The organism is uncultured Alsobacter sp. (assembly GCF_945952055.1).
Taxonomy (GTDB): domain Bacteria; phylum Pseudomonadota; class Alphaproteobacteria; order Rhizobiales; family Beijerinckiaceae; genus Alsobacter.
This window is the reverse complement of the sequence record NZ_CAMFHB010000022.1, coordinates 59214-84570: the sequence shown is the minus strand read 5'-3', so window position 1 is coordinate 84570 and position 25357 is coordinate 59214. Positions and strand designations below refer to the sequence as shown.

Genomic DNA, 25357 nt, shown 5'->3' with positions numbered 1-25357 from the left:
GTCAGTATCCCTGCACGATGGCGTCGAGAGTGGCGTCGACTGGAGTTCCGGCCGCGTTCAGAGCCTTGACCAGGACGCCGGATGGAGACTTGCTTTCGATCCGCGCCGTCACAGCGCCGCCGGCGCCCGCCTGGAGCGTCAGTTGGACGGCCTCGATCGCGCGGTAGGTCTTCGTGAGCGGCAGCAGCGTCCCGGCGGCGAGCACCGCCACGTCGCCGATCGACTCCATGATGTCGGGGACGTCGAACAGCAGGTTGAACGCCGAGATCCGCGGCTGGATGGACCCGCCCGAGACCGTCACGATGAAGTCGTATCGCGTGGCCCGGACTGCGGACTGCCCGCTCCATGGCACGAAGTCACCTTCGGGCCCCCAGAACAGGTCGGCATCTTCACCCCAGAAGAGGGCCCCATCGCTCGACGGCCAGAACGCGGTGTTGCCGCTGTCGCGGAACAAGATCGTCCACGGCCGGCCCTCGATGGTCGACGCGATCGACATGGTCGACCCGAGGAGGTCGCTGTCCGCCTCGAAGCTGAACGCCCAGACGATGTCCGTGTACGTGTCGGTCGGCCAGAACAGGCCGTTGTCGTCGAACAGCCAGAACGGGCTGACGTCGCTCGACGGCCAGAACAGGCCCGTCGAAACGCCCACGAGATCCCCGCCCGAGACGGCGCCGCTCGAGATCGTTCCCAAGAACCCAGCGGCCTTCAGGTCTTCGTCCAGGATCACGTTGTCGACGAGGTAATCGCCAAGGTCGGTGATCACGACAGCGGGCGTCGCGCTCTCGTTCCCCGACGTGTCGACGGCCTTCACCATGAAGGTGATGGTCCCCGACAGCAGGCTGGAGGCATCGAAGAACCCGGCCGCCAGAAGCGCGGAGTGCGCGTCGATCGCGGACGGCCAGAACACGTACTTTCCGACCTGATACCGGACCTTGAACCCGGCCAAGTCGGGCGGCGGGTTCGGATAGTCCCAGGTCAGAACTCCGTCTGCGATCCGGATGTTCGCGATGTCCGGAGGAGCCTCGGTCTTCCCGGTGACCAGGACGGTGCCCGGGCGCCATTCCGAGACCGCGCCCAGGATGGAGACCGCGCGGACCTCGACGACGTAGATCTGCCCGTCCTCCACCGGCGAGATGAAGAAGGACGCCGATCCGGCGGCGACCGTCACCGGGGCGCCGAACGCCAGGTCGGTGTTCTGCTTCCAGCGGATCTCGTAGCGGTTCACGAAGGCGTCGACCGACTCGACCCACGTGACCCGGATCCGGCTCACGACCGAGCCATCGCCCGCCATCAGGAGGTCGGCGGTCCCTGCCGACAGGGTGACGGAGAACACCGCGCCGACGTCGTTCCACCTGGGCAGGTTCGTCGCCGGCGCCGCGGCCAGCAGCTGCTCGTCGGTGGCGGACCAGTCGTAGACCGCGGCCGACGTCTCGCGGAGCGTGAGCTCGATGGCAAGCCGCGGGACGTCGTCCTGCTTGGCGATCGCCCACCGCCAGACCGTGACCACGAAGGCCTTCGACGCCCAGCCGTACCGGGCCCGGGTCATCGTGACGACGTCGCCGACCGTCAGCTGGTAGGCGCGCATGTCGCACGTCAGCGTCAGGCCGATCGGCTCCCGCGACTTCCGGAGCTCGATCCGGGCCAGGCGCTGGGCCATGGATGAGCTTTGCGTGAACTCGAGCGGGAGATCCTTGAAGATCTGGTTCCCGTTGTCCTCGGCCTCGAAGACGGCGCTGGTGATCGCCGGGTAGTCGGCGGCCTCGTAGCGCGCCGCCGGGTTCACGAACGACCCCTTCACGGCGTTGAACTGCTCGGCCAGCGGCCGGCGGGGCTCAACCTTGATCGGCGCGACGATCATTGTGTCCGTGATCTCGAAGACCGGCGGCCGCCAGGCGCCGACCAAGAGATAGAACACGCCGCTGGACCAGGGCATCTCGCCGGCGCAGGCCGAGAGCATCGTCTCGATCGTCGACTGCGGCGAGTTCTGCGAATCCATCTGGATCACGCCGTTCAGCGTGTAGCGCCGCTCCGTCGTGCCATCCGACAACGGGATGATCTCGTCGCAGATGTTCGCCTGCGCGATCATGTTGTCTTCGTCGATCTCGTCGGGCCCGGCCCCGACCCCGCCCTTGTTGTGCGGGCGCAGCATGTAGTCGCGGATGCACAGCGCGGCGTTGTCCGACCAGTAGCGCGTCCCGGTCCGCGGGTCGTAGTTCCGGTTGCCCCTCACGACGGCCGTGATGTTCGGCAGTCCCGTCGTGAAGATGTTCGCGTCCCACTGCAGGCGCACGTAGAGATAGGCGCACCCGCGCAGCCGGTGATCGGCCGTCCACTGCGACGGGAAGAAGGCCGTCATGTAGTGGCTGGCCGCCTGGTCCTCGCTGCCCAGATAGGGGAACGCGATCGCGTAGGGGTTGCCGTTGACGTTGTATTGCGACGACAGGGCGTAGCCGTTCGTCGGATCGGTGACGACTGCCACATCGTTGAAATAGATGGTCTCGACACCGTCGATCGGCCCTTCGCAGAGCACGATGACCATGTGCAGGAACAGGTTGTTGTCCGTCGTCCCGATGAAGACGATCGTCCCGCCCAGGCGCGTCCTGCCGTAGACCAGCCGCCGCGGCGCCAGCGCCTCCCTGGTCGTCACGTTGATGGACGAGTCCAGGTTGGTCGGCGACTTCTTCTGCTTCGGCGCGAACAGCTTGCTGGTGACGAAGCTGAGAGCCAGCGACGCCACCGACGTGAGCACGAAGGTCGTGACCGCGACCGCCGTCGCGCTCGCCGCCAGCGACGTGCTGACCGCGCCGAGGATCAGCGCGGAGATAGGATCTGCACTCGCCGGCCCGGTCTGGGCCACGAGGAAAGCCAGGACGAGTGCGAGCACTATGAACCCCAAGCCGCCGTAGCGAGCCGTGGTGAGACCAGGGCGAGGCCCGGCGCGTCGGCGGACAGGCATGCGATCACGCCGCCGGCCGGGTGGACGACGCCAACCGTCATGTCGTTGACCAGCACGATGTCGCCCCGGCGCGCCATGAGCGGCCAGGCCAGGCGCTCGCCGGCGAAGGCATCGAGAGCGGCCTCGAGGTTGGCGAATCCCCTCTCGGCCAGCCAGCGGAGCGCGCCCATGCGGGTGTCGTAGGCGCCCGGGAGCCCGGGCACCGGATAGGTGCCGGTCACGGCCTCGACCGCTTCCGCCGCGAACGTGCAGCAGTCGAAGGTGCCCCAGGCGAATTCACGGTGCTGCCGGTCCCGGACCAGGGCCTCGAGCCTGGCGAGCCAGTCCTCGCGCCGCATCAGCCCGTGCCCCACTTCAGCGGGACGTCCTGGATCACCGACACGAACTCGAACCCGCGATCGCCGGGGTATTCGATCTTCTGGTCCTCGTTCTCGTAGCGGCGGATCCGCGCGCGCTGGAGGTCGACCAGGCGGCTCTCCGCCGTCATCACGATCGTGCACAGGTCGGCGCCATCGGAGATCGCCATGACGTCGGCGCGGCCGGAGAACAGGACCGACGGGTCGTCGATCAGTTCCCAGCTGGAGTTGAACAGGGCCAGCAGGATCTCCACCCGGCGGCCCTGGTACGGCTCGCCCAGGGCCAGCGATACGGCCTGCGACGAGATGCCGGCGAGGGTGAACTTCGCCCCGTTCGACTGGATCGCCGACGTCTCGTCGACGGGCTCGATGTCGAGCAGGTTTCCGGTGCCCGTGTAGTCCTCGCCGCCGATGTTCCGGACGCCGTAGCCCGTCCAGAGCAGCAGGTTCCCGGTGTCGAACTCGCCCCTGACGAGCAGCGCGGGGAAGAGCTCCGGCTCCGCGAGCGCGGCGAGGAAGGCGGGCGTCAGCGCGCGAGGCATCACACGGCCTCGATGCACGGCAGCGTCAGGGACTCGTAGATGAAGCCCGGGATGATGCTCGGGCCGATGGAGTCGGCGTTCAGCCGCCACACGCCGACCATGTTCTGGGTCACGACCGGGTCGTTCACCGCGAGGGCGCCGCGCAGCCCCGGCTCGATCGAGACCGTCGCTACGCCGGATCCGTTCGCCGTGGCGTCCTGGGAGACGATGTGCAGCCGGGCGCCAAGGCCTGACCCGAACTGGATGTAGTCGCCGATCCGCAGTGTATTGCCGGCGCCCATGCCCTTCAGCGAGACCTCGGTGGCATAGGTGGCCGCGGCGGCGTTCACCTGGACACCGGACGTGTTCACCGTCCCCTGCGGGTTCAGGGCGTGCAGCGGGCCCATCAGGAACGTCCCGCGCCGGCCGCGCAGGGCGGCGATGAACCCCTCCACGACCGAGCCCTTGTCGCGCAGCGAGGCCGCGATGTCCCAATCCGCTTCCCAGCGGGCATAGGGCCAGGACGTGACCTGTTGCTCGGCCGTGAAGATGGATTCGGAGAGCGAGGTGGCGCGCTTGAGGCGCGGCATGAACTTCGCGGCCCGGGCCACCTCCGGCGGCATCGTGAGCGGGTAGGTGATGGCCATCAGAGCTTGCCCCGCATCATGTCCTCGCGGACTGCGGCCTTGGAGGCTTCCTTGATCGCCGGGAGCAGCTTCATGATAGCGGCGACGTCGGTGCCCGCGGCGAAGGAATTCTGCTGGATGACGGTCACGCCTCCGCCCGATCCGCTGCTCTCGACCGCGCTCGTCAGGCCGTCGAGGACGTTCTCCGTCCGCTGGTTCTGCTTCGTGGTCAGCACGCGCTCGCCGCGCTGCAGGATCGCCGCCATCTCGTCGGCCTTCAGGCCGGTGTGGAAGCGCGGGGCCCGCACGAACGCGGAGGCCGGCGCCAGCACGGGCGTTCCGCCGCCGCCGACCAGGCCGCCGCCGTGGAACTTCACGGCCGCCGCGCTGACCGTGGAATAGAGGCTCGAGCCCCCTCCCCCGCCGAAGAGCCCGCCGAACAGGCTGCTGAGCAGCCCGCCACCGCCGCCGCCAACGCTCCCGACGAACCCGCCGAGCAGCGTCTTGAGGCTGTTCTGCATCGGGATCGTCAGCAGCTGGTTGACCGCGATCTTCGTGAGATCCTTCAGCAGGTTCTTGAACGCGTCCTTGATCTTGGTCGACCCGGTCGCGACGCTCTCCGCGAAGCTGCCGAACGCGTCGGCGACGTTCGTGATCCACTGGTACTGCTTGAACGACGCCAGGTAGTCGGCATAGGCCAGGCCCGCCTGCTGCGCCGTCAGCCCGCCGTCGCGGACCGCGATGTTGAGCAGGCGCTGCCGCTCCTCCAGTTGCGGTGCCAGCTGGTCCAGCGTGCCGTAGGTCGGGATGAGCTCCCGGTAGAGCTTTCCGGCCTTCTCGAGCTCGAGGGCGTCGCGAACCTGCTGCGCCTGGCCCGGCAGTGCCGTCCGGTTGCGCAGGGCGTCGCCCGTCGACTTGATCAGGTCCGGGGTGGCCTTCAGGCTCGAGAGCTTCTCGATGAGCTCGCGATCGCTGTCGGTGAAGAAGGAGGCCTTGCCGACCTCGGTCAGGCGGGCGAGCTTCTCCTCGAAGGTCTGCTCCGGCGTCTTGCGGGAGCGGCCGCCGGCCTTCGCCACGCCCTCCAGCTGCTTCTGCACGACCTTGACCGCGTCGTCGTAGCTGATCCAGCCGCCGGCGTCCTTCACCTCCTGCATGAACTTCTGGACAGCGGCGTTGTCCGGGGTCTGGTCCTTCTTCTTCGTGGTCGCCTTGGCGATCGCATCGCTGGCCATCGACTGGCCGATCAGCCGGCCGAGGGGCCCGGACGACACCGGCGGCGGCTCCTCGGGCAGCTGGAACTGCTTCTTGATGATCTCCGCACCGTCGGGGAGATCGTAGGCCGAGCGGATGTTGTTCTGCCGGGTCCGCTGGTTGATCGTCGCGATCTCGAACGCGTTGATCTGGCCGATCGCCGCCTGGATGGCCTGGGCCGCCCGGAGGAACTCGTTCACGACGCCGGACAGGTTCGGGTTCGCTGCCCCTACCCGCTCCAGCGCGGTGATGAACTCGTCGATCGCCGCCTTGGCCGTGAACGTGTTGTCCTTCGACCCGCGCAGCGCCAGCAGGAACTTCTCGAGATCCAGGCCGGCGGCGTTGAAGCCCTTCCGGAGATCGATGAGCGAGCCGCTGAAGGCGGAGAAGTCGATCAGGTTGCCCAGCCCCGGGCCGCGCACGCCGCCCTTGGCCGCGAGCTCGTCGAGGGAGGCGGCCAGGCCGTCCTGCAGCCGCTTCACGGTCGCCTGGTTGGAGATGACCTCGCTGGTCGACGCGATCAGGCCGCTGCGGTTGGCCTCGGTGAGGCGGTCCGTCGCGACCTTCAGGCTCTCCAGGGTCTCCTGGTACTCCTTGGCCCGCTGGGCGGCCTGGGCCGCGGACGCCGCCCACACGCCGAGCGCCGCCGAGCCCGCGGCGAATGCCACGCCCCAGGGCCCGCCCAGGAACGACACCAGGCTCCCGACCACCGCGGCCGCGCCCTGCGTGGCGGTGCGGAACACGGCCATCGGCAGGGAGGTCTGGCCCGCGGCCGCGGCGGCGTTGCGCTGGGCCACGGCGACGGTGTCGAGCGAAGCCTTGTAGGCGTTCGCCGCGTCGACGGTCTCCTTCAGCAGCTTCGTCTGGTTCGCCGCGGCCGAGACCGGGATCTGGACGTCGAAGGCCTTGCGCTGCGCCGTGGTGAAGTCGACGGCCTGGTCCGCCTTGACCCGCGCCTGCCGGGCGGCCAGGGCGTCGTTCTCGATCTTGTTCAGGCGCGCCTGCGCGTCGGCGGCGCTGCGCACCCTCGAGTCGTCCGCGGCGCGGGCGGCGGCGGCCTTGGCCTCCTCGGCGCGGGCCACGCGCTGCTGCTGGGCGACGATCGAGGAATCGTACTTGTCCAGGGCGACCTGGGCGCGCTCCTTGTCGGAGAACTGGCGCGAGTTGATCTTCGCGCTTTCCTCCGCCGCGGCCATCTCCGCCTTGCGCAGCGCGTTGCTGGCCAGGATCTGCTGGTCGGACAGGGCCTTCGTGCGGCTCGCCTCTTCGGCCAGGCGGTCGCGGATCGCGGCCAGGAACTCGAAGTCCTTCTTCGACTTCGCCATCGCCTCGGCGCGCTGCAGCGACGCGATGTTCGCCTGGTTCAGCGCGTAGGCCGCGCGGCTGTCGGCCACCGCGGTGCGGGCGTCGACCTCGCGCGCCAGGGCGGCATAGAACTTCTGGAGCTCGGACCGCCGCACGTCGCCGCCGGCGGTGTCCAGGGCCGCCTGCTTCACGGCCCGGCCGTCAATCAGCTTCTGCAGCTTCTCCTGCTCGGAGATCGCACCCTTGGTGGTCGACTCCACCCGCTTCTGGGCGGCGGCGGACGCGCTGACGGACTGGTTCTGGGCGTCGGCCAGGCGGACGTAGGCCTCGGCCTCCCGGTCGACCAGCTTCGCGCGGTTCTGGAGGGCCTTGTCCTCGTTCGCGGCCGCGGCTGCGCGGGCCTTGAGGAGAGCGGGGTCGGCCTGCTGGGAGCGCGGCAGCGTGCGGAAGTCGTCGGAGATGGCGCCGGCGATCTGGCTGCGCAGCTGCGCCTGCTGCGACGCGGCGATCGCGTCGCTGACGATCTTGCTGGCGGCGTCCTTGTTCGCGATCGCCTGGGCCCGGTTGCCCTGGACGCGGTCGACCACGCCCTTGACACCGGAGCCGACGCCGCGGCCCAGGAACGCGCCGCCGATCGCCGCGCCGGCGATGAGCGCTGCATTGGCGACGCTATCGAAGTTCTTCGCGAGGGAGGAGAGGCCGCCGGCGAGGGACGAGGAGAGGCCGAAGGCCTGGTCCAGCTTACCGACGTAGACCGTGACGGCGTTGTTAAGGAGGGTGAAGCCGTCGGAGATGCGCGCGGTGGTGCGCTCGAACTGCGCGTCGATCTCCGCCGACCCCTTCAGGATCGCGGCGATCACCTTCTCGGACGTCAGCAGGCCGTCGGAGCCGAGCTCCTTCAGCTTGCCCACGTTGCCGCCGGATAGCTCCCGCGCCAGGATCTTGGCCAGCGGGATGTTGTTCTCCAGGATCGACCGGAGTTCGTCGCCCTGCAGACGGCCGGAGCCCAGCGCCTGGGCCAGCTGAATCGCGGAGGCCTGCGCTTCCTGCGTCGTCGACCCGCCGACCTGGAACGACTTCTGAACCGTCTCGATGACGCGGTTCAGGTTCCCGGCGTTCTTCGCCAGTTCCGGCGAGGACGCGGAGATGCGGGCGTACAGGGTCGCGGTCGACTGCAGCGACGAGCGGGACCGTTCCGAGATCGCGAGGATGTCGCGCTCGGCGGCCAGCTGCTCACCGCGGCCCTCAACGACCGTGCGGATCCTGTTGCGGATGTTGGTGAAGTTGTCGGCGTAGTCGGCCAGCGCGCGGGCGGCCGCGGTGCCGAGGAAGCCGCCGCCGAGCGCGGCGCCCAGGGCATAGAAACTGAGCTCGAGGCGCTTGACCGAATCCTCGGCGCGCAGGGCCGAGATGGCCAGAGCCCGGAAGCCGTCCGGCTGGAACCCGGACGACCTCCGGTTGAGCTCGTCGATCGACTTGGCGGCGCCGCCCATAGCCTTCGACATGCGGTTCGACTGCTGCTCGACGAGAGCAGCGTTCTGCCGCATGGAAGCCTGGAAGCGGTCGGTATCATCCGTCAGGTAGACGGTGATACCGCCGATGGTCGTGGTCACGCGGGGCGATCCCCGGCGACGACTGTCGCGCCTGCTCGCAAGAACACGTCGATCAATCCTCTGGTCTGGCTCTGTCCGATGCGCCTGTCGCGCTCGGCGTCCTTTTCGCGCTTCCGCTCACGAAGCATTTGGTTGAGCGTCTTCGGGCTGTTGAAGCCCAGGCCGATGTGGTTGGCCCACATCAGCATCCGTCCCGTCTCGTGGTCGCCGAGCTCGGCGGCGTAGGAGATGATCTCGTGCTGGGTCAGTTCCCAGCACTCGGCCGGCTTCAGGCCGGCGCGCCATCCGGCCCGGAGGATCCGGTCGAACTCGTCGAGACCGTCTCCGGGCCCGTCTGAGGGTTTTCCTCGGCCTCCGCCGCGGCCTCTTCACGGGCGTATTCCGCTGTCGTCTTGCCCCAACGGGCGAGCATGATGCCCTCCAGCAGCGGCTGGCAGCACTCGATGAACGGGATCGGGAGGTCGTCGAAGTCGATCCCCTCCACCGGATCCTTGCCGCCCGGCTTCTTCAGCCCCGCGCGCAAGAGGTCGGTGATGATGAGCGGGTCGATGTCGTTGATGCCCGTGAACAGGATCTGCCAGAAGTGGTCGACCCGGTTCCCCTTCTCGTCGTAGCGGGGCGGAGTGCCAGGCGGCGAGCCGTACCGGCCGCGCAGCCTGGCCATATCCGAGGACTTGAACCGCACGACGACGCCGTCCCCGAACTGCGGGAACGGCCATTCCCCTTGAAAGCCGTTGTGCATGGGATCAGACCACCGTCACCGGGCCGGTGAGCTTCAGGCGCGCCTTGCCCTTCTTCACCGCCTCGATCTCGAACGGCCCGTAGGTGTGCGACTTCACGAACGCCGCGAAGCGGATCTGCTTCGACTCGCCGTTCGGGAGAAGCCGGAAGTTCCGGGTGATCGAGTTGTTGAAGATGTAGGCCAGACCGGTGAGGTCGTTCTGGGTGGCGTCCTCGAGGAGCAAGTTCATCTCGAGGTCCAGCTCCGGCGCCGTGGTCAGGCCGGGGACGTACTCACGGGCGGTCGACGAGAGCGACGTGGAGTCGACCTCCGGCCGCTCGCGGGTGAGCTCGCCGATCGAAACCAGTTCCGCGATCGCGGTGTAGACGCCCGTCCCGTCGTCCATCTGAAGGACGGTGCCGGCGCCGATTGCCTTGGTGCTCGCCATTTCTCATGTCTCCTGTGCGAGTTACGACTTGTGCGACGGCCGGCGGCCGGCCGCTTCGTCCGCGGAGAACGTGCTGAAGTTGCACGCGTCGCAGTACCAGTGTTCGATGTCCGCCCAGCGCCGCGGCTCCAGCCCGCACGCGGCAGGCGAGCAGCCGGCGAACTTCGGCGGATCGAGGGTTTCGGGCGCCTTCGGCGCGGGCGCAGGGGCGGCTTCCGCCAGGGCCTCTTCGCCCTGGACGCTCTGGTCGTCGTCGGCCATCGGATCCCTCAGGTGTAGTGCACGCGGAAGTCGATGTTCCGGTGCGAGATGTTCGTGGTGTCGTCGAAGAAGGCGGTGTCGCTCACCGGGATAGCCGCCTGGACGTTGAAGTCCCCGACCGGGCCCTTGATCGCGCGCATCGTGGCAAGCACGACCTCGCCGATTGCGTCAGCCTCCAGGTAGGTCTTCGCCCGGCACGTGACCTGGATGCGCCTGATCGTCATGCTGTCGGCGCCGGCGAGGTTCAGGTTGAAGCTCGACGTGATGTCCACCAGCACGATGTCCGGCAGCGGCGCGTTCTGGACCGCCTGGAACAGGCACACCCGCTGGCCGACGAGGGCCACCAGGTCGGGGTTCAGCAGCATGCGGTCCGCCAGCTGCGGGGTGCACGTCTTCACGAGCGGCTCCTGGAGGGCTTCGGCACGGACCGGGCCATGGTCTCGATCACCGCCGCCATCTCGCGCAGGTAGGTCTGGCCCGCCACGTTCAGCTTCTGTTCGTAGGCCGGCCGCATGAACGGGTAGCCCGGGTGACCGGGGTGCATGATCCCGCCGAAGCGGTTCGGCTGGTAGTGCGGCCGGACGGAGAACTCGACCAGGTGCGCCGTGGCGCTCGGGTTCTGCCCCCTCACCGTGCCCTTGCGCTGGCCCAGGATCGAGGTGTTCTTCCGGACGTCCTCGCCGATCGCCAGCGAGGCGCGCAGGGCGCCCGTGACGATGGAGTCGTTCAGGACCAGGTGGTCCGCGGCCGCCTGGCGGATCGGCTCCAGGGCGGCCTGGCGGGCTTGCCGGCGCGCGGCGGCGGTCGGCGCCTTGCCTATCATCCGGAACGCGTTGGCGAGCTCGCCCGCCCCGCGCACGCCGCCCTTGGAGGCCATCAGGCCGCGAGCCTCTTGGCGATCGCCATCACCTCTACGTAGCGCTTGGTGGCGTGGTCGATGTGGACGACGTCGATGTCCCAGACGCGGCCGTCGTGGCGGATCACCATGTCGGAGTTCAGCACCACGCCGCCGGCGCCCGGCGCCATCACGTCCAGGTAGGCGAAGCGGAACTTCGCCGTGGGGTTCTCGGTCACATCGCCCGTGCGCGAGAGCTCGCCGCCGCGGAACGGCGTGAACTCGCACCAGACCTGACGCCAGAGCGTCTCGACCAGCTGGCGCTGCCGGTAGGGATCCAGCTGCTCGCTGCGCCGGTAGATCTGGACCGGCAGGCTCAAATTCCCGGAGCGCATCAGACGGCGAACACGTCATAGAGGTCGTTCAGGATCCGGAACCGGCCGGCGAGCTTCTCGATCCCGTATTCGATCTTGCGGCTCACGAACGACACCCGGGTGTCCTCGAAGTCGGCCTCGCGGTGCTCATAGAGCGATCCGGCCAGCAGCATGATCGACCGGCGCACCGGGCCCGGCACCTCGTCGGCGGCCCAGCCGGCGCGGAACTGGATCTCCACGGCCCGCTGCATCGTCTTCGTCGTGGGCCAGGCGCCGTCGGCGGCAAGGACGATCTTGCCGAAGAACGTGCCGTCGATGACCTCGTAGTTCGTCGGGGCCAGCGTCTGCAGCGCGCCCGCGGCGTCGCGATACTTCACAGCCTCGACGCTTGCCAGCGGAGGCACCGGGATCTCCATCTCGTCGGAGAAGGCCGGGCGGTAGTAGGTCCAGGCCTGCGGCAGCACCGCGCGGCGGAGCCAGCCATCGGGGCCGTCGAAGAACTGGAAGGCATCCACCACGAATTCGGCGATCAGCTGATCCTCGAGATCGTGCGCGATGCGCTTGGCCGCCTTGACCGCGGGGACGGTGATGAACGCCAGGATTTCGGACCGCGTCGGCGCGGTGGTGCGGACGAGGTCCATGGTTCAGCCCTTCCTCACATAGTCGCCGCGGTCCGCATCCTTGGCCTTGTCGGGCCAGGGGCGCGGTGTGCGGGCCCCCGGACGGCCCAAGGGGAGACCGGCCGGGGGCTGCTCACTTGGACGCTCGCGATCAGGCGAGGGTCTTGGTGACCGGGTCACGGTCGAAACCGAACATGATCAGGGTTGCCTGCCAGGTGCAGGTGTCGGTGTTCGCCGCAGAGAGGTCGGGTGTGATGACCGTGCGGAGGTACTGCTTCGCCTTCGCGAGGTTCAGATCGAGTTCGATCGTCCCCGTCACGGTGCCGGCACCGGTTCCGACAATGGTCGCCGGGATGGCGAAATTGTCGATGGTGTCAGCCGCGATGTCGGCCGCGCCGGCGCCGCCGCTGGACGTGGCGTCCTGCATCTTCGCGTTGAAGGTCAGGGTGGCCGCCGCGCCGAGCGCCGCCGTGTAGCTGATGACCAGCTTGGCGGATCGGAACATGCCACCGACGCCCTGGTCGCGATTGACCCAGGGGCCGTTGGCCGCGGTGTTGTCGCCGGCACCGCCGGCAGTCGCCGAACCGCCGCCGGCGTAAACGGACCGGCAGAACGCGCCGCCGTCACGGAACTTGTTGAGGCTCATCTGGCCCTCCTATCAGGGTGCCGCGGCGCGGCGCTGCACTTCCGCGGCGATGATCGCATCCGCCTCATCGAGAGACCCTACCGGGGCGCCCGAGATCAGCTTCGCGTACTTCTTCCGCGTGTTTCCATGGAGGGTCTGCCAGTCCTCCGGGATGCTCTCGAGCGTCTCCCCTTCCGCCGGCTCGGCGGTCGGTTCGGTCAGAGCGTTGTCGGCCGCCGCGGCAGGATCGGCGGGCGGTGCATCGGCCGGCGGCGCGGGGGGCGCCGACGGATCGATGGTCTGGTCGGGGTCGCCCGACGCGGCTTCTCCCTCCGCGGCTTCCGGCTCCAGCCGCTGGGCGTGGCCGGACTTCACCAGGGAGGCGACGACAGCGGCCGGAAACCCGGCCGTGTCGTTCGCGTAGTACATCCCGAAGGACTTCAGGACGCGGACAACGATGAGTTCGTCTGCCACGTCACTTGCCCCACCGAACCGCCGTCAGCAGCGAGATCGCCTTGTAGTGACGGGTGTTGAAGTCGTGCTGCATGACGGCCATGATGGCGGTCATGCGGCGCTGGAAGGTGGAGAGCACCTGGCCGCCCACCTCGATCGCGGCCTCGCTGGAGACAGCGAGCTCCAGCGGCATCGACTCGCCGAACAGGATGTGGCGGAAGTTCACCAGGCCGACGATGGTCTCGTCGCCACCGCCGAGGTTCGTCGGCATGTTGGTGGTGTCGATGACAGGGATGTTCTTCAGCGTCGGGTTCGGCCCGTTCAGCGTCGGATACACCAGGTTCCCGTTGCCATCGCGCATGTCCTGGAGATAGCCGATCGTGGTGGCCGGGAAGACCCACGCGGCACCAGCCAGCGACATGTTCGCGGTGACGAAGGCGTTGATCGCCTTGCGGAGATCCGCGTCCACCTGAGCCACCGAGGGCGTGGTGGTGTTCTGCGCCGCGTTGGAGGAGATGCCGGTGATGTTGTAGATGCCGAGCGGGTTGCCCGTCACGCCATCACCGCGGAACGCCGCGCTGTCCATCTTCTCGGACATCGCGTTGATCAGGTCCGTCTGGACGAACTGCTGCGTGCCGGCGATGGAGTAGTTCAGCAGATCGTTGGTGACCGGGATGAGCGCCGTGAGCGTCTTGGCGTTCATCGTGACGTCACGGAAGGTCTGCTCGGTCACGCCGGCCGGCTGGCTTTCCGTCGTGTACGATGCGCTGGCACCGGTCGCGGCGCCGGGCAGCGTGTAGCTGCCGTTCGGCATGGGAATCCGCATCGGGCCGCCGCGGAGGAAGGCGGTGCTCGGCCGCAGGAGCTCGATGATCTCGGAGCTCATGTCGGTCGGGATGAGCAGGCCGCCGGAGATGGCCGTCGACGCGTTGAGCGCCTTGGTGCCGAACTCGATCTCCTTGGCCACCTCGCCGTAGCCGAGCTCATCCATGTGGGCGAGCGGGGTCTTCGACTTGTCCTTGTGGGACATGAGGAGGCCCTTGATCACCACGCCGACCTTCTCTTCGGTCGTGGTGGCGCGCTTCGGCGTCGGGGCGACGCGGCCGGCCGGATCGACCGGGGTGTTCGCGGGCACGGCGGACGCGGCCTTCACCGCATTCGCGCGCTTCAGGAGCTCGATCTCCTTCTGAATGCCCTCGGCCTCGACGGTCGCATCGTCGACGGCCTTGATCTCCTCGGCCGTCAGGCGGCGCTTTTCATCAGCGGCCGACTTCAGGGTCTTCTCGTTCGCCTCCGTGAGCTCCTTGAGGCGGGCGCGAAGCTGCTCCAGCGTCATCATGTTCTCCTGTCTGCTGGGTCTCGCCAAAGCAAAAGGGCCCCCGTCAGGGAGCCCTTCGCTTCGCCCCTCACGGGGCGGTTTTCCCGGGTGGGAAGTGGTTCAGTCCTCGACGAAGGCCGACTTCAGCCGCGCATTGCGGGCGCGAAGCTCGGCCATCTTCGAGTCGATGTCTTCGGTCGACAGCGCCGGAGGATCCTGCGGATCCTTGGTCTCCGGCTCGGGCGCGGCGTGCGCCGCATCGGCTTCCTGCTCGGACATGCCCAACGCCTTCGCCAGGCCGCGGAAGAGCTTCTGCCGGAAGGACGGAGCCGCGTCGGTCATCGCGCCGGGCGCGCCGGGCGTCTCGGTCTCGGTCTCGTTGCCGACGTTCACGGAGACGCTGACCGTGACGGTCGTGGTCTCGGTGCTGGTCTCCGTTGTGGGGGGGCCGCCATCCCCGGGCGCCTTGGCCACCACCTTGTCGTTCTCGTCGAGCTCGTATCCCTTCAGGATCGTGCGGATCTCGTCCTCGACCGGCTCGACGGCCAGTCCCTTGGCGTAGGCTGTCACCAGCGCGTCCCGGTTCGATGGGACCGGAACCACCGACACCTCGAGGGCTTCGGACCGCTTGATGTCGAGACCGCGACGCCCGGTGCTCTTGTCCTCGACCCAGGAGTATTCGGTCGGGATGAACCCGATCGAGACGGTGTTGAGGAAGCCGCCCTTGATGAGATCACGCACCTGGGGCGCCTTCGGGTTGGCCTCGGCCGGCGCAAAGGTCATGTCCATCAGGGTCTTGGTGCCTTCCCGGCGCAGGTTACCCCCCTTCGCAATCGGGAGATCGCGCGAGTTGTGCGCCCACAGGATCACCGGGTTCTTCTGGAAGTGGCTCCAGTCGATGCCGGCCTGGTAGACGATGTCGCCATCGCGATCGACGCTGTCGGAGGAGACGATGAAGGTGACCGTGTTCTCATCCCCCTCCGCCTTTGTCTCGATCTGGTAGCCCTTCGCCACGACAGAAGCTGCGCGCACCTCGTCGGTGGCGTTGGCGAACTCCTGAGCGGACAGGTACTTCTTCATGGGTGCCTCACTTCGGCGGGTTGGCCGGCTGCTGCAGCGGGTCGGTGGTGGGGTTGTCGCCCGGCGCGCCGGCCGCGCCGTCCAGGACCGGCTTGTTCTTGCCGTCCACCAGGGTGACGTTCACCGGGATCGACCGCACATCGCCGGCGTCACCCTCAAGCTTGTCGTAGCCGAGGTCGCGCCGCGCCTCGTTCACGGTGACCACGCCCGTCTGGACGCCGATCTTGACCACTTCGGCCCGGGTCTTCAGGTCGCTCGCCGCCATCATCTCGCGATCGAACTCGAAGCAGTATTCGAGCCGCTCGCTGCGGGTGAGGAGCGCGCGCTCGAGAGCCGCCTCGAACCGCATCGCCGTGGGAACCAGGCTGTCGGACACGTACATCCGCTCGGCGGAGTCCATGTTCTCGTACTTGATCCCGTCGAAGTGCATGACCTTGTGGGGCGGCATGCGGAACAGGCGGCAGATGTCGGTCAGCGAGTTCTTCACCGCGACGGCGATCTCGCTGTCCTTGGCGGTCATCATCAGCGTCTTGACGTCGGCGCCGTTCTCCAGGAGCAGCGGCTCGTCGCTGTCCATTGTCTTGCGGTAGATCTCCTTGAACTGGCCGCGGAGACGCTGGAACTGCTCGTTCGACATCTCCTTGTCTTCGTTCAGGGTGAACGCGATCTTGTAGCGCCCGCCGCCGGAGTAGAGCCGGTCCTGGTAGGTCTGAACCGCCGCGGCCAGCGACAGCGCGCCGGCGCCCGCCAGCAGGCTCGAATAGCCCTGGAGCCCGTCGTAGAGACGCCCCTTCACGTGGACCATGTCCTCGCCGTCCATCCGATCGGGGAAGTCGTTGAGGAGCATGTGCTCAAACATCGTCGAGCGGGCCACCTGGTAGAAAACGCCACCGGCCTCGTAGACGAGAACCTGCACACGGCCGGGCACGATCGGGATCAGCGCGCGGATGTCGCCGCGGGTCGTGATCTTCTTCGCGATGAACGCGTTCTGCGAGATCGCGAAGTGCCGGATGACCATGTCCCAGAAGTCCATCCAGGTGTGCTCCGGATTGGGATCCAGAGCCAGGAGCTCGGCGAGCGAATGGTCTTTGGGCTTCACCTCAACGCGGCGGTCGTCGCCGACCTTCCGGTACATGCGCAGCTTCGCCTTCGAGATGTCCTGGGCGACGATGTCGCTGCAGAGCAGGAAGGCGGTGTTGCGCAAAGCCTCGTGGAGCGACGTCGGGCCCGCGACCCCCTGGAGGCCCAGGAGATCCGACAGGGTCTTCCACGACCCGTCGGATCCGGTCCATGTCGAATAGATCGACTTGCCGACCTCCTGGTACGTTGGGACGCGGGGGGCGACCTGGGCCTGGGCCCGGGCCGCCTGCCGGCGGGCGCGACGACGCGACATGGCGGACGGCCTTAGGCCGGCACCTTCATGCCCACGACCTTCAGCGCCGCGTTCCAGGACGCGTAGCTGAAGTTCACCAGGCCGGAGTTGTCCAGATAGGCGGAGATCTCGTTCCTGGACAGCTTGAAGGCGCAGATGCCGCCGTTGGCCGCCACGGTCTTCGTCTGGTTGGCCTTGGACACCTTGCCGACGCCCTGGACCACCTTGTTCGTCAGCTGGGACACCATCGAGACATCGATGCCGGCCGAGTGATCGTTGCGGAACAGGAACACGTAGTCGCCTGTGTCGTTCGGGCAGGAGAACGCGTCGCCGCCGGTGGCGGTGGCAGTCATGGCCGCCGCGGTGACGCCGGACTCGTCCGGGGTGATCAGAGGAATGGTCGCCATGAGAGTTCTCCGTCAGGTTTCGGACGACGCCCCGTGGACGCCCCGCTTCGAGTAGACGTCCAGTTTGGGCTTCTTCTTGTCGGGCTCCTTCGCCTGGAGCCGGCAACCGTTCGCGAACACCGCCGCCGCGATGCCGTCGATCTTGTAGATCGAGTTCGGCGCGTCCTTCTTCGGCAGCGTGTTCCCCTTCTGGTCCTCGTAGCCGACCGTGTTCGACGCGTGCCAGGCCAGGACGGGGTTCCCGTCGTGCCGGAGGAGACCGGTCTCGACCCTGGACACCAGGTCGTCCGTCGGCTCCGTCATGTTCCGCGCCGTGTTCGGGAACAGCAGTGCCGGCAGGTTCCGCTTCGCCAGGTTCTGGGCCAGCTGCTGCGCCTGGAAGGGGTCCAGCGCGATCGCCTTGACGTTGAAGAACCGGCAGTCCTCGCGGATGTCCTCTTCGATCATGTCGAAGTCGATCATCCCCGGGCCCGTGGTGAAGACGTGGTAGTCGTCGACCCAGGCCTTGTAGAGCGAGCCGACGTCCGGATCGCCGAAGGCGGCGCAGTCGGACGGGATGTAGAAGGACGCGAAGACGATGAGGTACTCGCCGTCCTCGATGATCACGACCTTCGCCGCCATGTCCCGCCGCGACGCCAGGTCGACGCCGATGTAGGCGTCGCGGCCGCGGTAATCCTCCAGCCGGAGCCGCGGGTCCAGGCAGGCGTCCCAATCCTCGGTCTGGATCAGGCGCTCCGCCGCGTTCGACCAGACGTTGAGCCTGGTGCGCAGGAATTCCGCCCGCAGGCGGATGGAGCCCTTGGCCTCGTTCGCGAACTCGAAGGCCTTCGTCGGGTCGACCGAGACGCCCCACATCGGGTTCGCCTTGATCATCACCCGCTCCGTGAAGCAGGCGGTGTAGTCCTTCTTGTCCTTCCCGCCCTCGTCGTCCTTGTCGACCGTGTAGATCGCGCCGAAGACCTCGTCCGCGGTCTCCAGGCCCTCGAGGATCCGGATCATGCGCTTGCGCTGGTCCCAGCAGATGCCGCTGGCCACGCGGCCGGCGGTGGTGATCTGGAACAGCAGCGGGTTCTTTCGGGCGCCGAAGGACGACCGCATCACCTCGTAGAGGTCCGCCTTCTGGGCGTGGAGCTCCTCGAGGATCACCATCGACGGGTTGTGGCCGTCCTGGTGCTCGCCGACCGACGTGATCATCTCGATCGCGCCGAGCGTGACATCGGAGAAGATCTTCCGGGCGCGCGGGCGCAGCCCAAAGGCCTCCTGGAGCTCCTGGTCCTTCTGGACCATCTTCGACGCCGGGCTGAACACCTTGCCGGCCTGCTCGAGCGTCGGCGCGCCGATGTAGATCGAGGGCCCGACCTCGCCGGAGCACGTCAGGACGTAGAGCGCGATGCCGGCCAGCAGGGTCGACTTCGCGCTCTTGCGCGGGATCTCGAAATAGACCCAGCGGCAGAGCCGGCTCCCGTCCTTCCGGATGAAGCCGAAGATCGCCGCCAGCATGAAGATCTGCCAGGGCTCGAGGACGATGAGCGGCTCGTTCCACTCACCTTCCACGTGCGGCAGGTTCTCGAGGAACGAGCACACGTCGCAGACGTGCTCGATCGAGAACCGGAACGCGTTGTCCTTCTTCTCGGCGCGCTTCAGGAAGCGCAGGTAGCGCTCGGCCGCCAGGACCACGTAGCGGCACGCGATCACCCGGCCGTCGACGACGCGCTCGGCATAGTCCCGGGCGATCGTGGGGTAGTCGACGAACGGCTGCGCCTCGCCGTCGATCTCCACGAAGATGTTCGGGAGGTCGGCGTAATCCCTCCGCAGCGGGTGCGAATAGGACTCGACGGCGATCTTGCGCTTTGGCCGCGCCATCAGCGCTTCCGCTGCGCGAAGCCGTTCCGCGAGAACTTGTTCGGGCGGTCCGTGCTCGAGCCGGCGAACGGCCGGTCGACGTCCATGCGCTGCAGCTTGTCGATCCGGGACAGGATGCCCTGGATCGCCGACGCCGGCACGTTGCCGCCGGCGCTCATCTTGCGGTGCAGCACCTCATAGCCGGCGGCCAGGGCCTCGACCTCGAGGTGCGACATGACCGTGAGCCGCTTCTGCTCGTGCAGCGTGCGAATGAGGCTGTCGTAGGTCTCCTGGCCGATCCCGCCCGGCGCCAGCGGGAGCCGGCACTTCGGGATGTGGTCCAGGACCGGGAGGGTGACGACCTTCTCCGTGGCGCGCTCCGCCCGCGCGTCCGCCGAGTACCGCGGATCGAACGTGCCCTTTGCCTTCTTCTCGGCGTCGGTGAGTGCGGGGCGGCCCATGGTTCAGGTCGGGAGGAGGATGGACAGGTCGTCTCCGAAGATCGCGGACAGCCAGCCGAGCAGGGCGATCGCGTAGAGCGTCTTGATCAGCACGTCTGTGAGCACGCGGACGACGAGTTTGGACCCCGGGGCCTCTTGCATGGCGAGCGCTCCCTGGATGATCGATGGCGTCATGGAACGGCGGAGGCCGTTCGTGTAGAAGATCTGCCCGGCGCCATCCCGGCGCGGAGATCTCCCATGCGAGCGATTGTGGTGTGCCTGGCCGCGACACTGGCGCTGGCCGGCTGCGATACCTACCGGCGGATGAAGGAGACGACGTTCACCCCGCTGGGCGGCGGCGTCTACACCTACACCGCGAAGCTCGGCGCCGACTCCGAACAGGACATCGTCGACAGCGAGCCCTTCCGGATCTCGAACCTCGAGTTCTATCTGCGCGAGAACCGGCTCTGCCCGGCAGGCTATGTCGTCGAGCAGCGCGAATTGCTCAAGACGGGGGAAAGCCTGCGCGGCGCGTTCTATGACGCGCACTACAGGATCCGCTGCAGGTAGGCTCGAGCGGGCCGGTTAGGGTAGCCGGCGGCATTTGCTCGGTCGGACGGCCGAAGCGGACCCCGCTCGAACTGGTTGCGCAGGTCGGATTTGAACCGACGACCTCCTGGTTATGAGCCAGGCGGGCTACCACTGCCCTACCGCGCAGAAACTGAAGTGGGGGCCTTCCACCCCCTCGGTCGATCCGCTTCGACTGCAGCCTACCGGCCAGGCTCCCCTCGCCACCTGTCGCGGTGAAGAGGATCGACGCCCGGCTTTCGCCAGGGAACTCGTCAGCCGGCGTCGGCCGGCGCGCTGAACTTGATGAAGAACGGCGCCACGTAGAAATGGCCCGGATAGGCCAGCTTCACGCGCTTGGCGTTCAGGAGCTCGATGAAGCGCACTTGCCCGGCCTCGTCGAGGTGCTGGAAGTAGAACTTGCCGGTTTCGATTGGCCCCTCCGGCGACGGAAGCACCCAATATGGTCCACCTTCGCCCGGCGTCCAGTCGTACTGCTTGCAGACTTCCGGCGTGGCCTCAATCCAGTCCGGCCCCGGCTGGTAGTTGGCGCTTTGCCGGATGGTTATCTTGCCGGCAATCGGGTTCGGGTGCCTGACGTAGACCTTATAGTTCTTGTCAGTCGGGACGAGCTCGTTGCCGGCTTCGACGCACTCGAAGAACCGCTCCGGGCTCATCGAGCCGCAGTAGGAGCACGTTCCGTCGTCGCGCCAGGTGGCGACACCATCGAACGGGGGCTTGTGCGGAGATCCTGGACCAGGGCCACGGGGACAGTGGAAGGTCTCGGCGCTCATCTCGTCTCGCGATGTTGTGGCGCCTCGCCAGGCGCCCGCCTCCGATCACGCCCCGGAGGCTTTCAGCGGGCTCGGGTGCTCATGCCTCACCCAGGGTTTTGCTATCCCCTGGGCCTGCCCGCCGGCTCATGGCCCCCGGCTGCTCGGCTCTGGATGTCGGGGGACGGGTCCCTGGCCTGTTGCCACGGCAGCGTCGGGCCGGAGCCCCCTGGGGTATCGTGTCAGCGCGCGTCCTTGCGGCCGCCGCGCCATCCTTTCGTCGGGTGCAGCCAGTAGCCGTTCCCGCGGCACTTCGCCTTCGAGCGCTTGGCCGCCGGGCGGATCGCGCCGCGGAATTTCTCCGGCATGCCGGCGCTGCCCAGGGAGAGCGCCGCGGCTGCGGCGGCCATGGCCAGCGTGCGGCCCATCAGGCCCCTGCCCGCAACGATCGACATCAGGCGGCGTCCTTCCATTCGGCGAACTTCTGGACGAGCTCGCGGCGATCACCTTCGCCGAACTTCTCGACCAGCTGCTGGACACGCTTCCAGTCCGGGCCCTGCCAGCACTTGGCTTCCATCGCCCGGTACGGCCGCCCGCGGAGGAAGCCGTACGCCAGGTGCGCGGAGCGCGTCTCGCAGCGGACATCGAACCGGCGGTGGGCGTGCAAGCCGGACCACTCCCGGTCCAGGCCCTTCGCCAGATGCTTCGCCACCAGGTACGCCGCGCGGCGGTTCTGAAGCTTCCGGATTATTCGAGCCTCGGCGGCGAGGCTCATGATCTTCACTTTCAGGTAGGCTTTCATCGTGGTTCTCCAGGATTTATCGACATCGGAATTCCGACATCGGTCTCCGGAGGGTCACGGTTGCGAGCGAGCTAACGCATCGTCGTCCCCTGTTGTGGTAGCCCCACCCGGATTCGAACCGGGAACCGTGGCGTTTAGAGCGCCCAGCGCTACCGTTGCGCTCATAGGGCCAGAACTCGTCAGCTGCGGTTTTGAAGCGCAGCGATGATCATCGGGTCGTCGCCATGTCGGCGCAGCCAACCCATAAAAAGCCCTCGCGCACCGTTGCAGCGGTGGCAGGACGGCACGAGGTTCTCGATCGCGTTGTGTGCCTTGTCACCATCGAGGTGGTCCACCTCCAAGGCGCCGACTGTCTTGTCTGGACCGCGCGCCGATACCATCCAGTCGACCTCGGCACCACACCATCTGCAGGCGTGCGGGCCGTAGCCGATCGCCTCGAACAGCACGACACGGTGTTCCCGGACGTTGCCGCGCTTGTCGGCCAATGGGTGACCCGGACGATGGATCATCGTGTAGGGGTTCGGCGAGTCGCCGCGCCCCTTCCGCGAGATCTTCTCCGCGCGCCCCGTCCGCGCCTTGAGATAGTAGTGAGCCTCGCAAACTAGAACCGAACGGTTCCTCGCCGGGCGATCGCAGCCAGCCACGGAGCAGGCCGGATGCTGCGCTTCCAGACCGGCATTCACCCGTGATCGATAAGCCGCGTTGTGGTGGGCGGTACAGAACCGGCCATACCGCCGTGTGCGCGCCTGGCGCCCACACCCGGAACGCTCGCAGCACTTGTCGTCTGCAGCGCGAGCGGCTACGCACTCGTATGCCATCGGCCCCTCCTACGGGTCGTCGGTCAGGGCCTCGTCGGTGTTCCACCACCTTCGGGGCCCGCATTTTATCTGAAACCTGACGGTCTGAACCGCAAGGGTCGAGCCGAGATGTCGGCGACCCAGATGGGCAACTCGTCCAGCAAATCGATCTCCCGCGCGTATTGCTCCATCGCCGTTTTGCCGGCGTGGCAGGCTACACATAGCGCTTGAAGATTGGATTTCAGCAGCCGCTTGTCAGGGAAGTCCCTGACAGGCTGGATATGGTCCACTACGTCGGCAACCTGGTCGCGGTTACATCGCAAACACTCCGCACATAACGGATTTTCGCGCAGGAACCTGTCACGCAACCGCGTCCATCTCGCGTCATAGCCCCGTTCGTGTCGACTGCCCCGCGCTCCGTCTCGCTGCTTCATCTGAAGACGCGGCGGCTCGCGACGTCGGAACGTCGGGACCAGGTCGCTGACGACCGGTGTTCGCTTCATAGGTTCTCCGGAATGACACGATGCATGGCATCAACCGACATACGTGTCAAATTTCCTCATTTCCCAAGTATCAAAAAATGACCGACCCCTCGGTCCTCTCTATACCGCGCGATGTTTTAAGCTCGAGGGGCCATCCCTTTCAGTGTTGCGACGCGCTCGATCGCAGCCTGGCACACGCTCGTTGCTTGTCTTGTGCTTCGCGTGATCATGGGCGCGCATGGCATGAGCCTTGCAATCGAGCGGGCGCGGGATTCGTCCGCCAAGACGACGCGAATTATTTCTTTGCCGTTTCGTTTTTCGTCTTGCGTCGTTCAGACCTGGCGCTATGTTGAGTCCATCGGACGGGACTGACCGGCCGGAACGCGAAGGACACAAGCTGATGTGCGCGACTCTCTGGACAAACTTTGGATGGCTGGCAGTGATGGCTGCGCCGTTCGCTACGGCGCTCGCCTTCTGGCACGGCATTGGCGCGGCGTGCGAGCTTGCGGATCGCATCGGCGACCGCGTGGCGCAGCGGCGAGCGGACCGGGCCCGTCGTGCGGCGAGCGCTGCGCGCCTTGCGCGCCTGCGCCGCATGCTGGCAGCGTGACGGGAGCGCTCGCCATGGAATACCGGACACGGGATGCGGCGGACCGCGCGTGGCTCCGTTTCGTTGCGGCCTACTATGACGGCGACGACTCGGCAATCGAGGCGCGCTTCAAAGAGTCGGCGCGCGGTTTCATCATGGTCGCGGTGCACGACAAGGCGCGCGGTCACTTTCTGACTTTCGTTTGAAGAGCTTTCGCCATGACTGGAACCAGACCAACGCACGCGGCACGCCAACGCCCTGCACCCATGACAGCGGACGGCGCGCGCGAAGTCCTTCGCGATATGGACGCCGCGCGGACGAAGAAGGAATCGCGCATCACGCTACTGCGCACGGCAATCGCTATCGGCAACCTTTCCGACGGGGCGAAGGCCGTTTATGCGGCTGAGCTTGCGCGGCTGGCGAAGTGAGGGCCCGGGCATGACGCATCCTTTGATCCTTCGCGCCATGGCGCAGCCCGTGACGCACCGTGTGGTGACGGTCTATGCGGACGGGAGGCGGCTAGCGTATGACACGCGCGGGCCCGGACAGGCGGAGAATTGGGCGACAGGCGAGCGCCGCAAAATCGGTCGCGACCTTATCGACCGCGACACGGGCGCGACCGTTCGTGTGGTCGCCGTCGAAGTTGAGACCCTTTGACGCTGCATTGAACCGGACGGCGTGGCATGCGCCGTCCCATTGAATGCAGAGAGTCCGGAACGGTCCGGACTGAATTGGAGTGGATGCGATGACTCACACATCAGGCCCATGGATCGTGCGCGGGGACGATGGCACGCCTCTCGGCTGCGCTCCGGCCTTCGCCGATGTCGCGATCGAGGACGGCGCACGCGTGGCCGATGGCGCGGCGGTGGATTGGCCATTCTTCGTTCGGCAGGATCGCGGTTTCGCGATGGGTGAGATCCCGTTGCACATCGCCACGGGAATCCAGCGCGACTCGGATGCGCGACTCATCGCGGCGGCGCCGGAAATGCTGGCACTTCTGAAACGGATCGAACGCGATCTTTCGCGCGGCGTCCGCGCCACCCTGCGCGACATAGACGACATGCGCGCAACCATTGCCAAGGCGGAGGGCCGCTGAGATGAATCGCGATGCGTGGAAAGCCTTTTCTCGCCAGTGCCGCACCGATGCCGCGCGGCGTCTCGGCTATGGCCAGGCTGCAACTTTCGGTTATGGGTTTGAACGGGACGGCGTGCCATTCACGCTTTCCGTGTACCGATCCCGCGCGATGTCGTGGCAGCACAAAGCCCGTGCGCATGGCGAGCCTGTCACGGTCCGGACATCATGCCTCGCCGATAGGCCACGCCGCGCCCTGTCCTTCGATGCGCTCGCATGGGCTGCGCGCTACCGCCGGAACGCCGTCCGGGATCGCCGCGATCCGCATCGCCTGCGCTACTCCGCCCAGGCATGTCGGGCGACCGTGGAAGAGTCGCGCGGCTACGAGTCGGCTTTCGCCCGTCTCCCCTAGGCTTGCCTCGCACCATACGGCGCGACACCGCGCGCGCCGTATCATGGGACGCATGCCTGCGCCTCGCTCGGAACGATCCGAGCGCACCACGATGGAGTCGACCATGCTTGCCAGCAAGCCCAGTGAACTGCGGAAGATTCGGCGCATCATGAAGGATGAGGTGCAACGCCTCATGCGGTCCGGACGACGCGCGCGCATCGCTGCGAAGCGCTCATGGCTGGAGTCGTGATCATGATCACGATCAACGCGCGCGCCGCATGGCTCGGCGACAGCCTGGAATGCGCGACTCTCTATCGCCAATTCACGGGCCCGTTTCGTGGCAGTTTCCGCGCCATCCGCGCTTACTACGGGTGGAAGCGGCGTTCCATGGTGACAGCGCTGCGCATAGGTCGCGCGGCGCAGGCGGTGCGCTCATGACGGTCCGCCGAGCCGTTGTGCG

General features: G+C 67.2%; 34 protein-coding genes and 1 tRNA gene. 7 read left to right on the top strand and 28 right to left on the bottom strand.

Annotated features, from left to right (window positions below; translation table 11 throughout):
* Window position 1: 1 nt before the first annotated feature.
* From Q0Q47_RS17115 to Q0Q47_RS17010, 22 genes are all read right to left on the bottom strand, one after another.
* On the bottom strand, window positions 2-2884 hold the full coding sequence (locus Q0Q47_RS17115) for a phage tail protein (RefSeq protein WP_293862507.1): 2883 nt from the start codon (window positions 2882-2884) through the stop codon (window positions 2-4).
* Entirely contained in the window at window positions 2884-3294 is a 411-nt protein-coding gene (locus Q0Q47_RS17110; RefSeq protein ID WP_293862505.1) for a hypothetical protein, read from the bottom strand. Before Q0Q47_RS17110 ends, Q0Q47_RS17115 begins: the two co-directional genes overlap by 1 nt.
* Window positions 3294-3854, bottom strand: a complete 561-nt coding sequence (locus Q0Q47_RS17105; protein WP_293862503.1) for a hypothetical protein — start codon at window positions 3852-3854, stop codon at window positions 3294-3296. Before Q0Q47_RS17105 ends, Q0Q47_RS17110 begins: the two co-directional genes overlap by 1 nt.
* Window positions 3854-4480, bottom strand: a complete 627-nt coding sequence (locus Q0Q47_RS17100) for a hypothetical protein (protein ID WP_293862501.1) — start codon at window positions 4478-4480, stop codon at window positions 3854-3856. Before Q0Q47_RS17100 ends, Q0Q47_RS17105 begins: the two co-directional genes overlap by 1 nt.
* A complete protein-coding gene (locus Q0Q47_RS17095) occupies window positions 4480-8628 on the bottom strand; it encodes a tape measure protein (protein WP_293862500.1) in 4149 nt (1382 codons plus the stop codon). Before Q0Q47_RS17095 ends, Q0Q47_RS17100 begins: the two co-directional genes overlap by 1 nt.
* A complete protein-coding gene (locus Q0Q47_RS17090) occupies window positions 8625-8816 on the bottom strand; it encodes a hypothetical protein (RefSeq protein WP_293862498.1) in 192 nt (63 codons plus the stop codon). The genes Q0Q47_RS17095 and Q0Q47_RS17090 overlap by 4 nt, the downstream gene beginning before the upstream one ends.
* Window positions 8817-8896: 80 nt before the next feature.
* Window positions 8897-9370, bottom strand: coding sequence for a hypothetical protein (locus Q0Q47_RS17085; RefSeq protein ID WP_293862496.1), 474 nt, complete (start codon window positions 9368-9370; stop codon window positions 8897-8899).
* Window positions 9371-9374: 4 nt separating this feature from the next.
* On the bottom strand, window positions 9375-9797 hold the full coding sequence (locus Q0Q47_RS17080) for a hypothetical protein (RefSeq protein ID WP_293862494.1): 423 nt from the start codon (window positions 9795-9797) through the stop codon (window positions 9375-9377).
* Between the two features lie 21 nt (window positions 9798-9818).
* Complete coding sequence (locus tag Q0Q47_RS17075; protein ID WP_293862492.1) at window positions 9819-10058, bottom strand: hypothetical protein; 240 nt, start codon at window positions 10056-10058, stop codon at window positions 9819-9821.
* Between the two features lie 8 nt (window positions 10059-10066).
* Window positions 10067-10456: a hypothetical protein gene (locus Q0Q47_RS17070; RefSeq protein WP_293862490.1), complete on the bottom strand. Its 390-nt coding sequence runs from the start codon at window positions 10454-10456 to the stop codon at window positions 10067-10069.
* Complete coding sequence (locus Q0Q47_RS17065; RefSeq protein ID WP_293862488.1) at window positions 10453-10935, bottom strand: hypothetical protein; 483 nt, start codon at window positions 10933-10935, stop codon at window positions 10453-10455. Before Q0Q47_RS17065 ends, Q0Q47_RS17070 begins: the two co-directional genes overlap by 4 nt.
* Entirely contained in the window at window positions 10935-11288 is a 354-nt protein-coding gene (locus tag Q0Q47_RS17060) for a head-tail adaptor protein (protein ID WP_293862485.1), read from the bottom strand. Before Q0Q47_RS17060 ends, Q0Q47_RS17065 begins: the two co-directional genes overlap by 1 nt.
* Entirely contained in the window at window positions 11288-11908 is a 621-nt protein-coding gene (locus tag Q0Q47_RS17055) for a hypothetical protein (protein ID WP_293862482.1), read from the bottom strand. The genes Q0Q47_RS17060 and Q0Q47_RS17055 overlap by 1 nt, the downstream gene beginning before the upstream one ends.
* 130 nt (window positions 11909-12038) lie before the next feature.
* Window positions 12039-12533 carry a hypothetical protein gene (locus Q0Q47_RS17050; RefSeq protein WP_293862479.1) on the bottom strand — a complete coding sequence of 165 codons (495 nt, stop codon included), beginning with the start codon at window positions 12531-12533 and terminating at the stop codon, window positions 12039-12041.
* Window positions 12534-12545: 12 nt separating this feature from the next.
* Window positions 12546-12986 carry a hypothetical protein gene (locus tag Q0Q47_RS17045; protein WP_293862476.1) on the bottom strand — a complete coding sequence of 147 codons (441 nt, stop codon included), beginning with the start codon at window positions 12984-12986 and terminating at the stop codon, window positions 12546-12548.
* A gap of 1 nt (window position 12987) precedes the next feature.
* On the bottom strand, window positions 12988-14301 hold the full coding sequence (locus Q0Q47_RS17040; RefSeq protein ID WP_293862473.1) for a phage major capsid protein: 1314 nt from the start codon (window positions 14299-14301) through the stop codon (window positions 12988-12990).
* Window positions 14302-14403: 102 nt separating this feature from the next.
* Window positions 14404-15363, bottom strand: coding sequence for an HK97 family phage prohead protease (locus Q0Q47_RS17035; protein WP_293862470.1), 960 nt, complete (start codon window positions 15361-15363; stop codon window positions 14404-14406).
* Window positions 15364-15370: 7 nt separating this feature from the next.
* Window positions 15371-16756 carry a phage portal protein gene (locus Q0Q47_RS17030; RefSeq protein WP_293862467.1) on the bottom strand — a complete coding sequence of 462 codons (1386 nt, stop codon included), beginning with the start codon at window positions 16754-16756 and terminating at the stop codon, window positions 15371-15373.
* 11 nt (window positions 16757-16767) lie between these two features.
* Entirely contained in the window at window positions 16768-17142 is a 375-nt protein-coding gene (locus Q0Q47_RS17025) for a hypothetical protein (RefSeq protein ID WP_293862464.1), read from the bottom strand.
* A gap of 12 nt (window positions 17143-17154) precedes the next feature.
* Window positions 17155-19005, bottom strand: coding sequence for a terminase TerL endonuclease subunit (locus Q0Q47_RS17020; protein ID WP_293862461.1), 1851 nt, complete (start codon window positions 19003-19005; stop codon window positions 17155-17157).
* Entirely contained in the window at window positions 19005-19445 is a 441-nt protein-coding gene (locus tag Q0Q47_RS17015; RefSeq protein ID WP_293862458.1) for a hypothetical protein, read from the bottom strand. The genes Q0Q47_RS17020 and Q0Q47_RS17015 overlap by 1 nt, the downstream gene beginning before the upstream one ends.
* 3 nt (window positions 19446-19448) lie before the next feature.
* On the bottom strand, window positions 19449-19586 hold the full coding sequence (locus tag Q0Q47_RS17010) for a hypothetical protein (RefSeq protein WP_293862455.1): 138 nt from the start codon (window positions 19584-19586) through the stop codon (window positions 19449-19451).
* Window positions 19587-19682: 96 nt separating this feature from the next.
* Between Q0Q47_RS17010 and Q0Q47_RS17005 the strand changes: the two genes are divergently transcribed.
* A complete protein-coding gene (locus tag Q0Q47_RS17005) occupies window positions 19683-19994 on the top strand; it encodes a hypothetical protein (protein WP_293862452.1) in 312 nt (103 codons plus the stop codon).
* 72 nt (window positions 19995-20066) lie between these two features.
* On the opposite strand, the gene Q0Q47_RS17000 is transcribed toward Q0Q47_RS17005, so the two are convergent.
* The 6 genes from Q0Q47_RS17000 to Q0Q47_RS31160 all read right to left on the bottom strand — a co-directional run bounded on the left by Q0Q47_RS17000 (window position 20067) and on the right by Q0Q47_RS31160 (window position 22797).
* A tRNA-Met gene (locus tag Q0Q47_RS17000) sits at window positions 20067-20141 on the bottom strand.
* A gap of 125 nt (window positions 20142-20266) precedes the next feature.
* Window positions 20267-20785: a hypothetical protein gene (locus Q0Q47_RS16995; RefSeq protein WP_293862449.1), complete on the bottom strand. Its 519-nt coding sequence runs from the start codon at window positions 20783-20785 to the stop codon at window positions 20267-20269.
* A gap of 221 nt (window positions 20786-21006) precedes the next feature.
* Window positions 21007-21219, bottom strand: a complete 213-nt coding sequence (locus tag Q0Q47_RS16990) for a hypothetical protein (RefSeq protein WP_293862446.1) — start codon at window positions 21217-21219, stop codon at window positions 21007-21009.
* Window positions 21219-21566 carry a hypothetical protein gene (locus tag Q0Q47_RS16985; protein WP_293862443.1) on the bottom strand — a complete coding sequence of 116 codons (348 nt, stop codon included), beginning with the start codon at window positions 21564-21566 and terminating at the stop codon, window positions 21219-21221. The genes Q0Q47_RS16990 and Q0Q47_RS16985 overlap by 1 nt, the downstream gene beginning before the upstream one ends.
* A gap of 179 nt (window positions 21567-21745) precedes the next feature.
* Complete coding sequence (locus tag Q0Q47_RS16980) at window positions 21746-22249, bottom strand: hypothetical protein (RefSeq protein ID WP_293862440.1); 504 nt, start codon at window positions 22247-22249, stop codon at window positions 21746-21748.
* A 200-nt stretch (window positions 22250-22449) separates the two neighbouring features.
* On the bottom strand, window positions 22450-22797 hold the full coding sequence (locus tag Q0Q47_RS31160) for an HNH endonuclease (RefSeq protein ID WP_367278260.1): 348 nt from the start codon (window positions 22795-22797) through the stop codon (window positions 22450-22452).
* Between the two features lie 448 nt (window positions 22798-23245).
* Here Q0Q47_RS31160 and Q0Q47_RS16975 point away from each other — a divergent pair, with 448 nt between their 5' ends.
* The 6 genes from Q0Q47_RS16975 to Q0Q47_RS16950 all read left to right on the top strand — a co-directional run bounded on the left by Q0Q47_RS16975 (window position 23246) and on the right by Q0Q47_RS16950 (window position 25335).
* Window positions 23246-23455 carry a hypothetical protein gene (locus Q0Q47_RS16975; RefSeq protein ID WP_293862437.1) on the top strand — a complete coding sequence of 70 codons (210 nt, stop codon included), beginning with the start codon at window positions 23246-23248 and terminating at the stop codon, window positions 23453-23455.
* 14 nt (window positions 23456-23469) lie between these two features.
* On the top strand, window positions 23470-23640 hold the full coding sequence (locus Q0Q47_RS16970) for a hypothetical protein (RefSeq protein WP_293862434.1): 171 nt from the start codon (window positions 23470-23472) through the stop codon (window positions 23638-23640).
* 60 nt (window positions 23641-23700) lie between these two features.
* Window positions 23701-23862, top strand: a complete 162-nt coding sequence (locus Q0Q47_RS16965; RefSeq protein ID WP_293862431.1) for a hypothetical protein — start codon at window positions 23701-23703, stop codon at window positions 23860-23862.
* 317 nt (window positions 23863-24179) lie between these two features.
* Entirely contained in the window at window positions 24180-24530 is a 351-nt protein-coding gene (locus Q0Q47_RS16960) for a hypothetical protein (RefSeq protein WP_293862428.1), read from the top strand.
* Window position 24531: 1 nt separating this feature from the next.
* On the top strand, window positions 24532-24918 hold the full coding sequence (locus tag Q0Q47_RS16955) for a hypothetical protein (protein ID WP_293862425.1): 387 nt from the start codon (window positions 24532-24534) through the stop codon (window positions 24916-24918).
* 231 nt (window positions 24919-25149) lie between these two features.
* Window positions 25150-25335 carry a hypothetical protein gene (locus Q0Q47_RS16950; RefSeq protein WP_293862422.1) on the top strand — a complete coding sequence of 62 codons (186 nt, stop codon included), beginning with the start codon at window positions 25150-25152 and terminating at the stop codon, window positions 25333-25335.
* Window positions 25336-25357 lie beyond the last annotated feature (22 nt).

Excerpts from the sequence above, each read along its gene's own strand:
- Q0Q47_RS17025 (WP_293862464.1), bottom strand. The coding sequence starts at position 17,142 with ATGGCGACCATTCCTCTGATCACCCCGGACGAGTCCGGCGTCACCGCG.
- Q0Q47_RS17020 (WP_293862461.1), bottom strand. The coding sequence starts at position 19,005 with ATGGCGCGGCCAAAGCGCAAGATCGCCGTCGAGTCCTATTCGCACCCG.
- Q0Q47_RS16955 (WP_293862425.1), top strand. The coding sequence starts at position 24,532 with ATGAATCGCGATGCGTGGAAAGCCTTTTCTCGCCAGTGCCGCACCGAT.
- Q0Q47_RS16960 (WP_293862428.1), top strand. The coding sequence starts at position 24,180 with ATGACTCACACATCAGGCCCATGGATCGTGCGCGGGGACGATGGCACG.
- Q0Q47_RS17085 (WP_293862496.1), bottom strand. The coding sequence starts at position 9,370 with ATGCACAACGGCTTTCAAGGGGAATGGCCGTTCCCGCAGTTCGGGGAC.
- Q0Q47_RS17035 (WP_293862470.1), bottom strand. The coding sequence starts at position 15,363 with ATGAAGAAGTACCTGTCCGCTCAGGAGTTCGCCAACGCCACCGACGAG.
- Q0Q47_RS31160 (WP_367278260.1), bottom strand. The coding sequence starts at position 22,797 with ATGAAGCAGCGAGACGGAGCGCGGGGCAGTCGACACGAACGGGGCTAT.
- Q0Q47_RS17005 (WP_293862452.1), top strand. The coding sequence starts at position 19,683 with ATGCGAGCGATTGTGGTGTGCCTGGCCGCGACACTGGCGCTGGCCGGC.
- Q0Q47_RS17060 (WP_293862485.1), bottom strand. The coding sequence starts at position 11,288 with ATGCGCTCCGGGAATTTGAGCCTGCCGGTCCAGATCTACCGGCGCAGC.
- Q0Q47_RS16970 (WP_293862434.1), top strand. The coding sequence starts at position 23,470 with ATGGAATACCGGACACGGGATGCGGCGGACCGCGCGTGGCTCCGTTTC.
- Q0Q47_RS17100 (WP_293862501.1), bottom strand. The coding sequence starts at position 4,480 with ATGGCCATCACCTACCCGCTCACGATGCCGCCGGAGGTGGCCCGGGCC.
- Q0Q47_RS17055 (WP_293862482.1), bottom strand. The coding sequence starts at position 11,908 with ATGGACCTCGTCCGCACCACCGCGCCGACGCGGTCCGAAATCCTGGCG.
- Q0Q47_RS17030 (WP_293862467.1), bottom strand. The coding sequence starts at position 16,756 with ATGTCGCGTCGTCGCGCCCGCCGGCAGGCGGCCCGGGCCCAGGCCCAG.
- Q0Q47_RS17065 (WP_293862488.1), bottom strand. The coding sequence starts at position 10,935 with ATGGCCTCCAAGGGCGGCGTGCGCGGGGCGGGCGAGCTCGCCAACGCG.
- Q0Q47_RS17015 (WP_293862458.1), bottom strand. The coding sequence starts at position 19,445 with ATGGGCCGCCCCGCACTCACCGACGCCGAGAAGAAGGCAAAGGGCACG.
- Q0Q47_RS17040 (WP_293862473.1), bottom strand. The coding sequence starts at position 14,301 with ATGACGCTGGAGCAGCTTCGCGCCCGCCTCAAGGAGCTCACGGAGGCG.
- Q0Q47_RS16985 (WP_293862443.1), bottom strand. The coding sequence starts at position 21,566 with ATGAAAGCCTACCTGAAAGTGAAGATCATGAGCCTCGCCGCCGAGGCT.
- Q0Q47_RS17050 (WP_293862479.1), bottom strand. The coding sequence starts at position 12,533 with ATGAGCCTCAACAAGTTCCGTGACGGCGGCGCGTTCTGCCGGTCCGTT.
- Q0Q47_RS17075 (WP_293862492.1), bottom strand. The coding sequence starts at position 10,058 with ATGGCCGACGACGACCAGAGCGTCCAGGGCGAAGAGGCCCTGGCGGAA.
- Q0Q47_RS17110 (WP_293862505.1), bottom strand. The coding sequence starts at position 3,294 with ATGCGGCGCGAGGACTGGCTCGCCAGGCTCGAGGCCCTGGTCCGGGAC.
- Q0Q47_RS17010 (WP_293862455.1), bottom strand. The coding sequence starts at position 19,586 with ATGCAAGAGGCCCCGGGGTCCAAACTCGTCGTCCGCGTGCTCACAGAC.
- Q0Q47_RS17105 (WP_293862503.1), bottom strand. The coding sequence starts at position 3,854 with ATGCCTCGCGCGCTGACGCCCGCCTTCCTCGCCGCGCTCGCGGAGCCG.
- Q0Q47_RS16950 (WP_293862422.1), top strand. The coding sequence starts at position 25,150 with ATGATCACGATCAACGCGCGCGCCGCATGGCTCGGCGACAGCCTGGAA.
- Q0Q47_RS16975 (WP_293862437.1), top strand. The coding sequence starts at position 23,246 with ATGTGCGCGACTCTCTGGACAAACTTTGGATGGCTGGCAGTGATGGCT.
- Q0Q47_RS17080 (WP_293862494.1), bottom strand. The coding sequence starts at position 9,797 with ATGGCGAGCACCAAGGCAATCGGCGCCGGCACCGTCCTTCAGATGGAC.
- Q0Q47_RS17090 (WP_293862498.1), bottom strand. The coding sequence starts at position 8,816 with ATGCTGATGTGGGCCAACCACATCGGCCTGGGCTTCAACAGCCCGAAG.
- Q0Q47_RS16995 (WP_293862449.1), bottom strand. The coding sequence starts at position 20,785 with ATGAGCGCCGAGACCTTCCACTGTCCCCGTGGCCCTGGTCCAGGATCT.
- Q0Q47_RS16990 (WP_293862446.1), bottom strand. The coding sequence starts at position 21,219 with ATGTCGATCGTTGCGGGCAGGGGCCTGATGGGCCGCACGCTGGCCATG.
- Q0Q47_RS16965 (WP_293862431.1), top strand. The coding sequence starts at position 23,701 with ATGACAGCGGACGGCGCGCGCGAAGTCCTTCGCGATATGGACGCCGCG.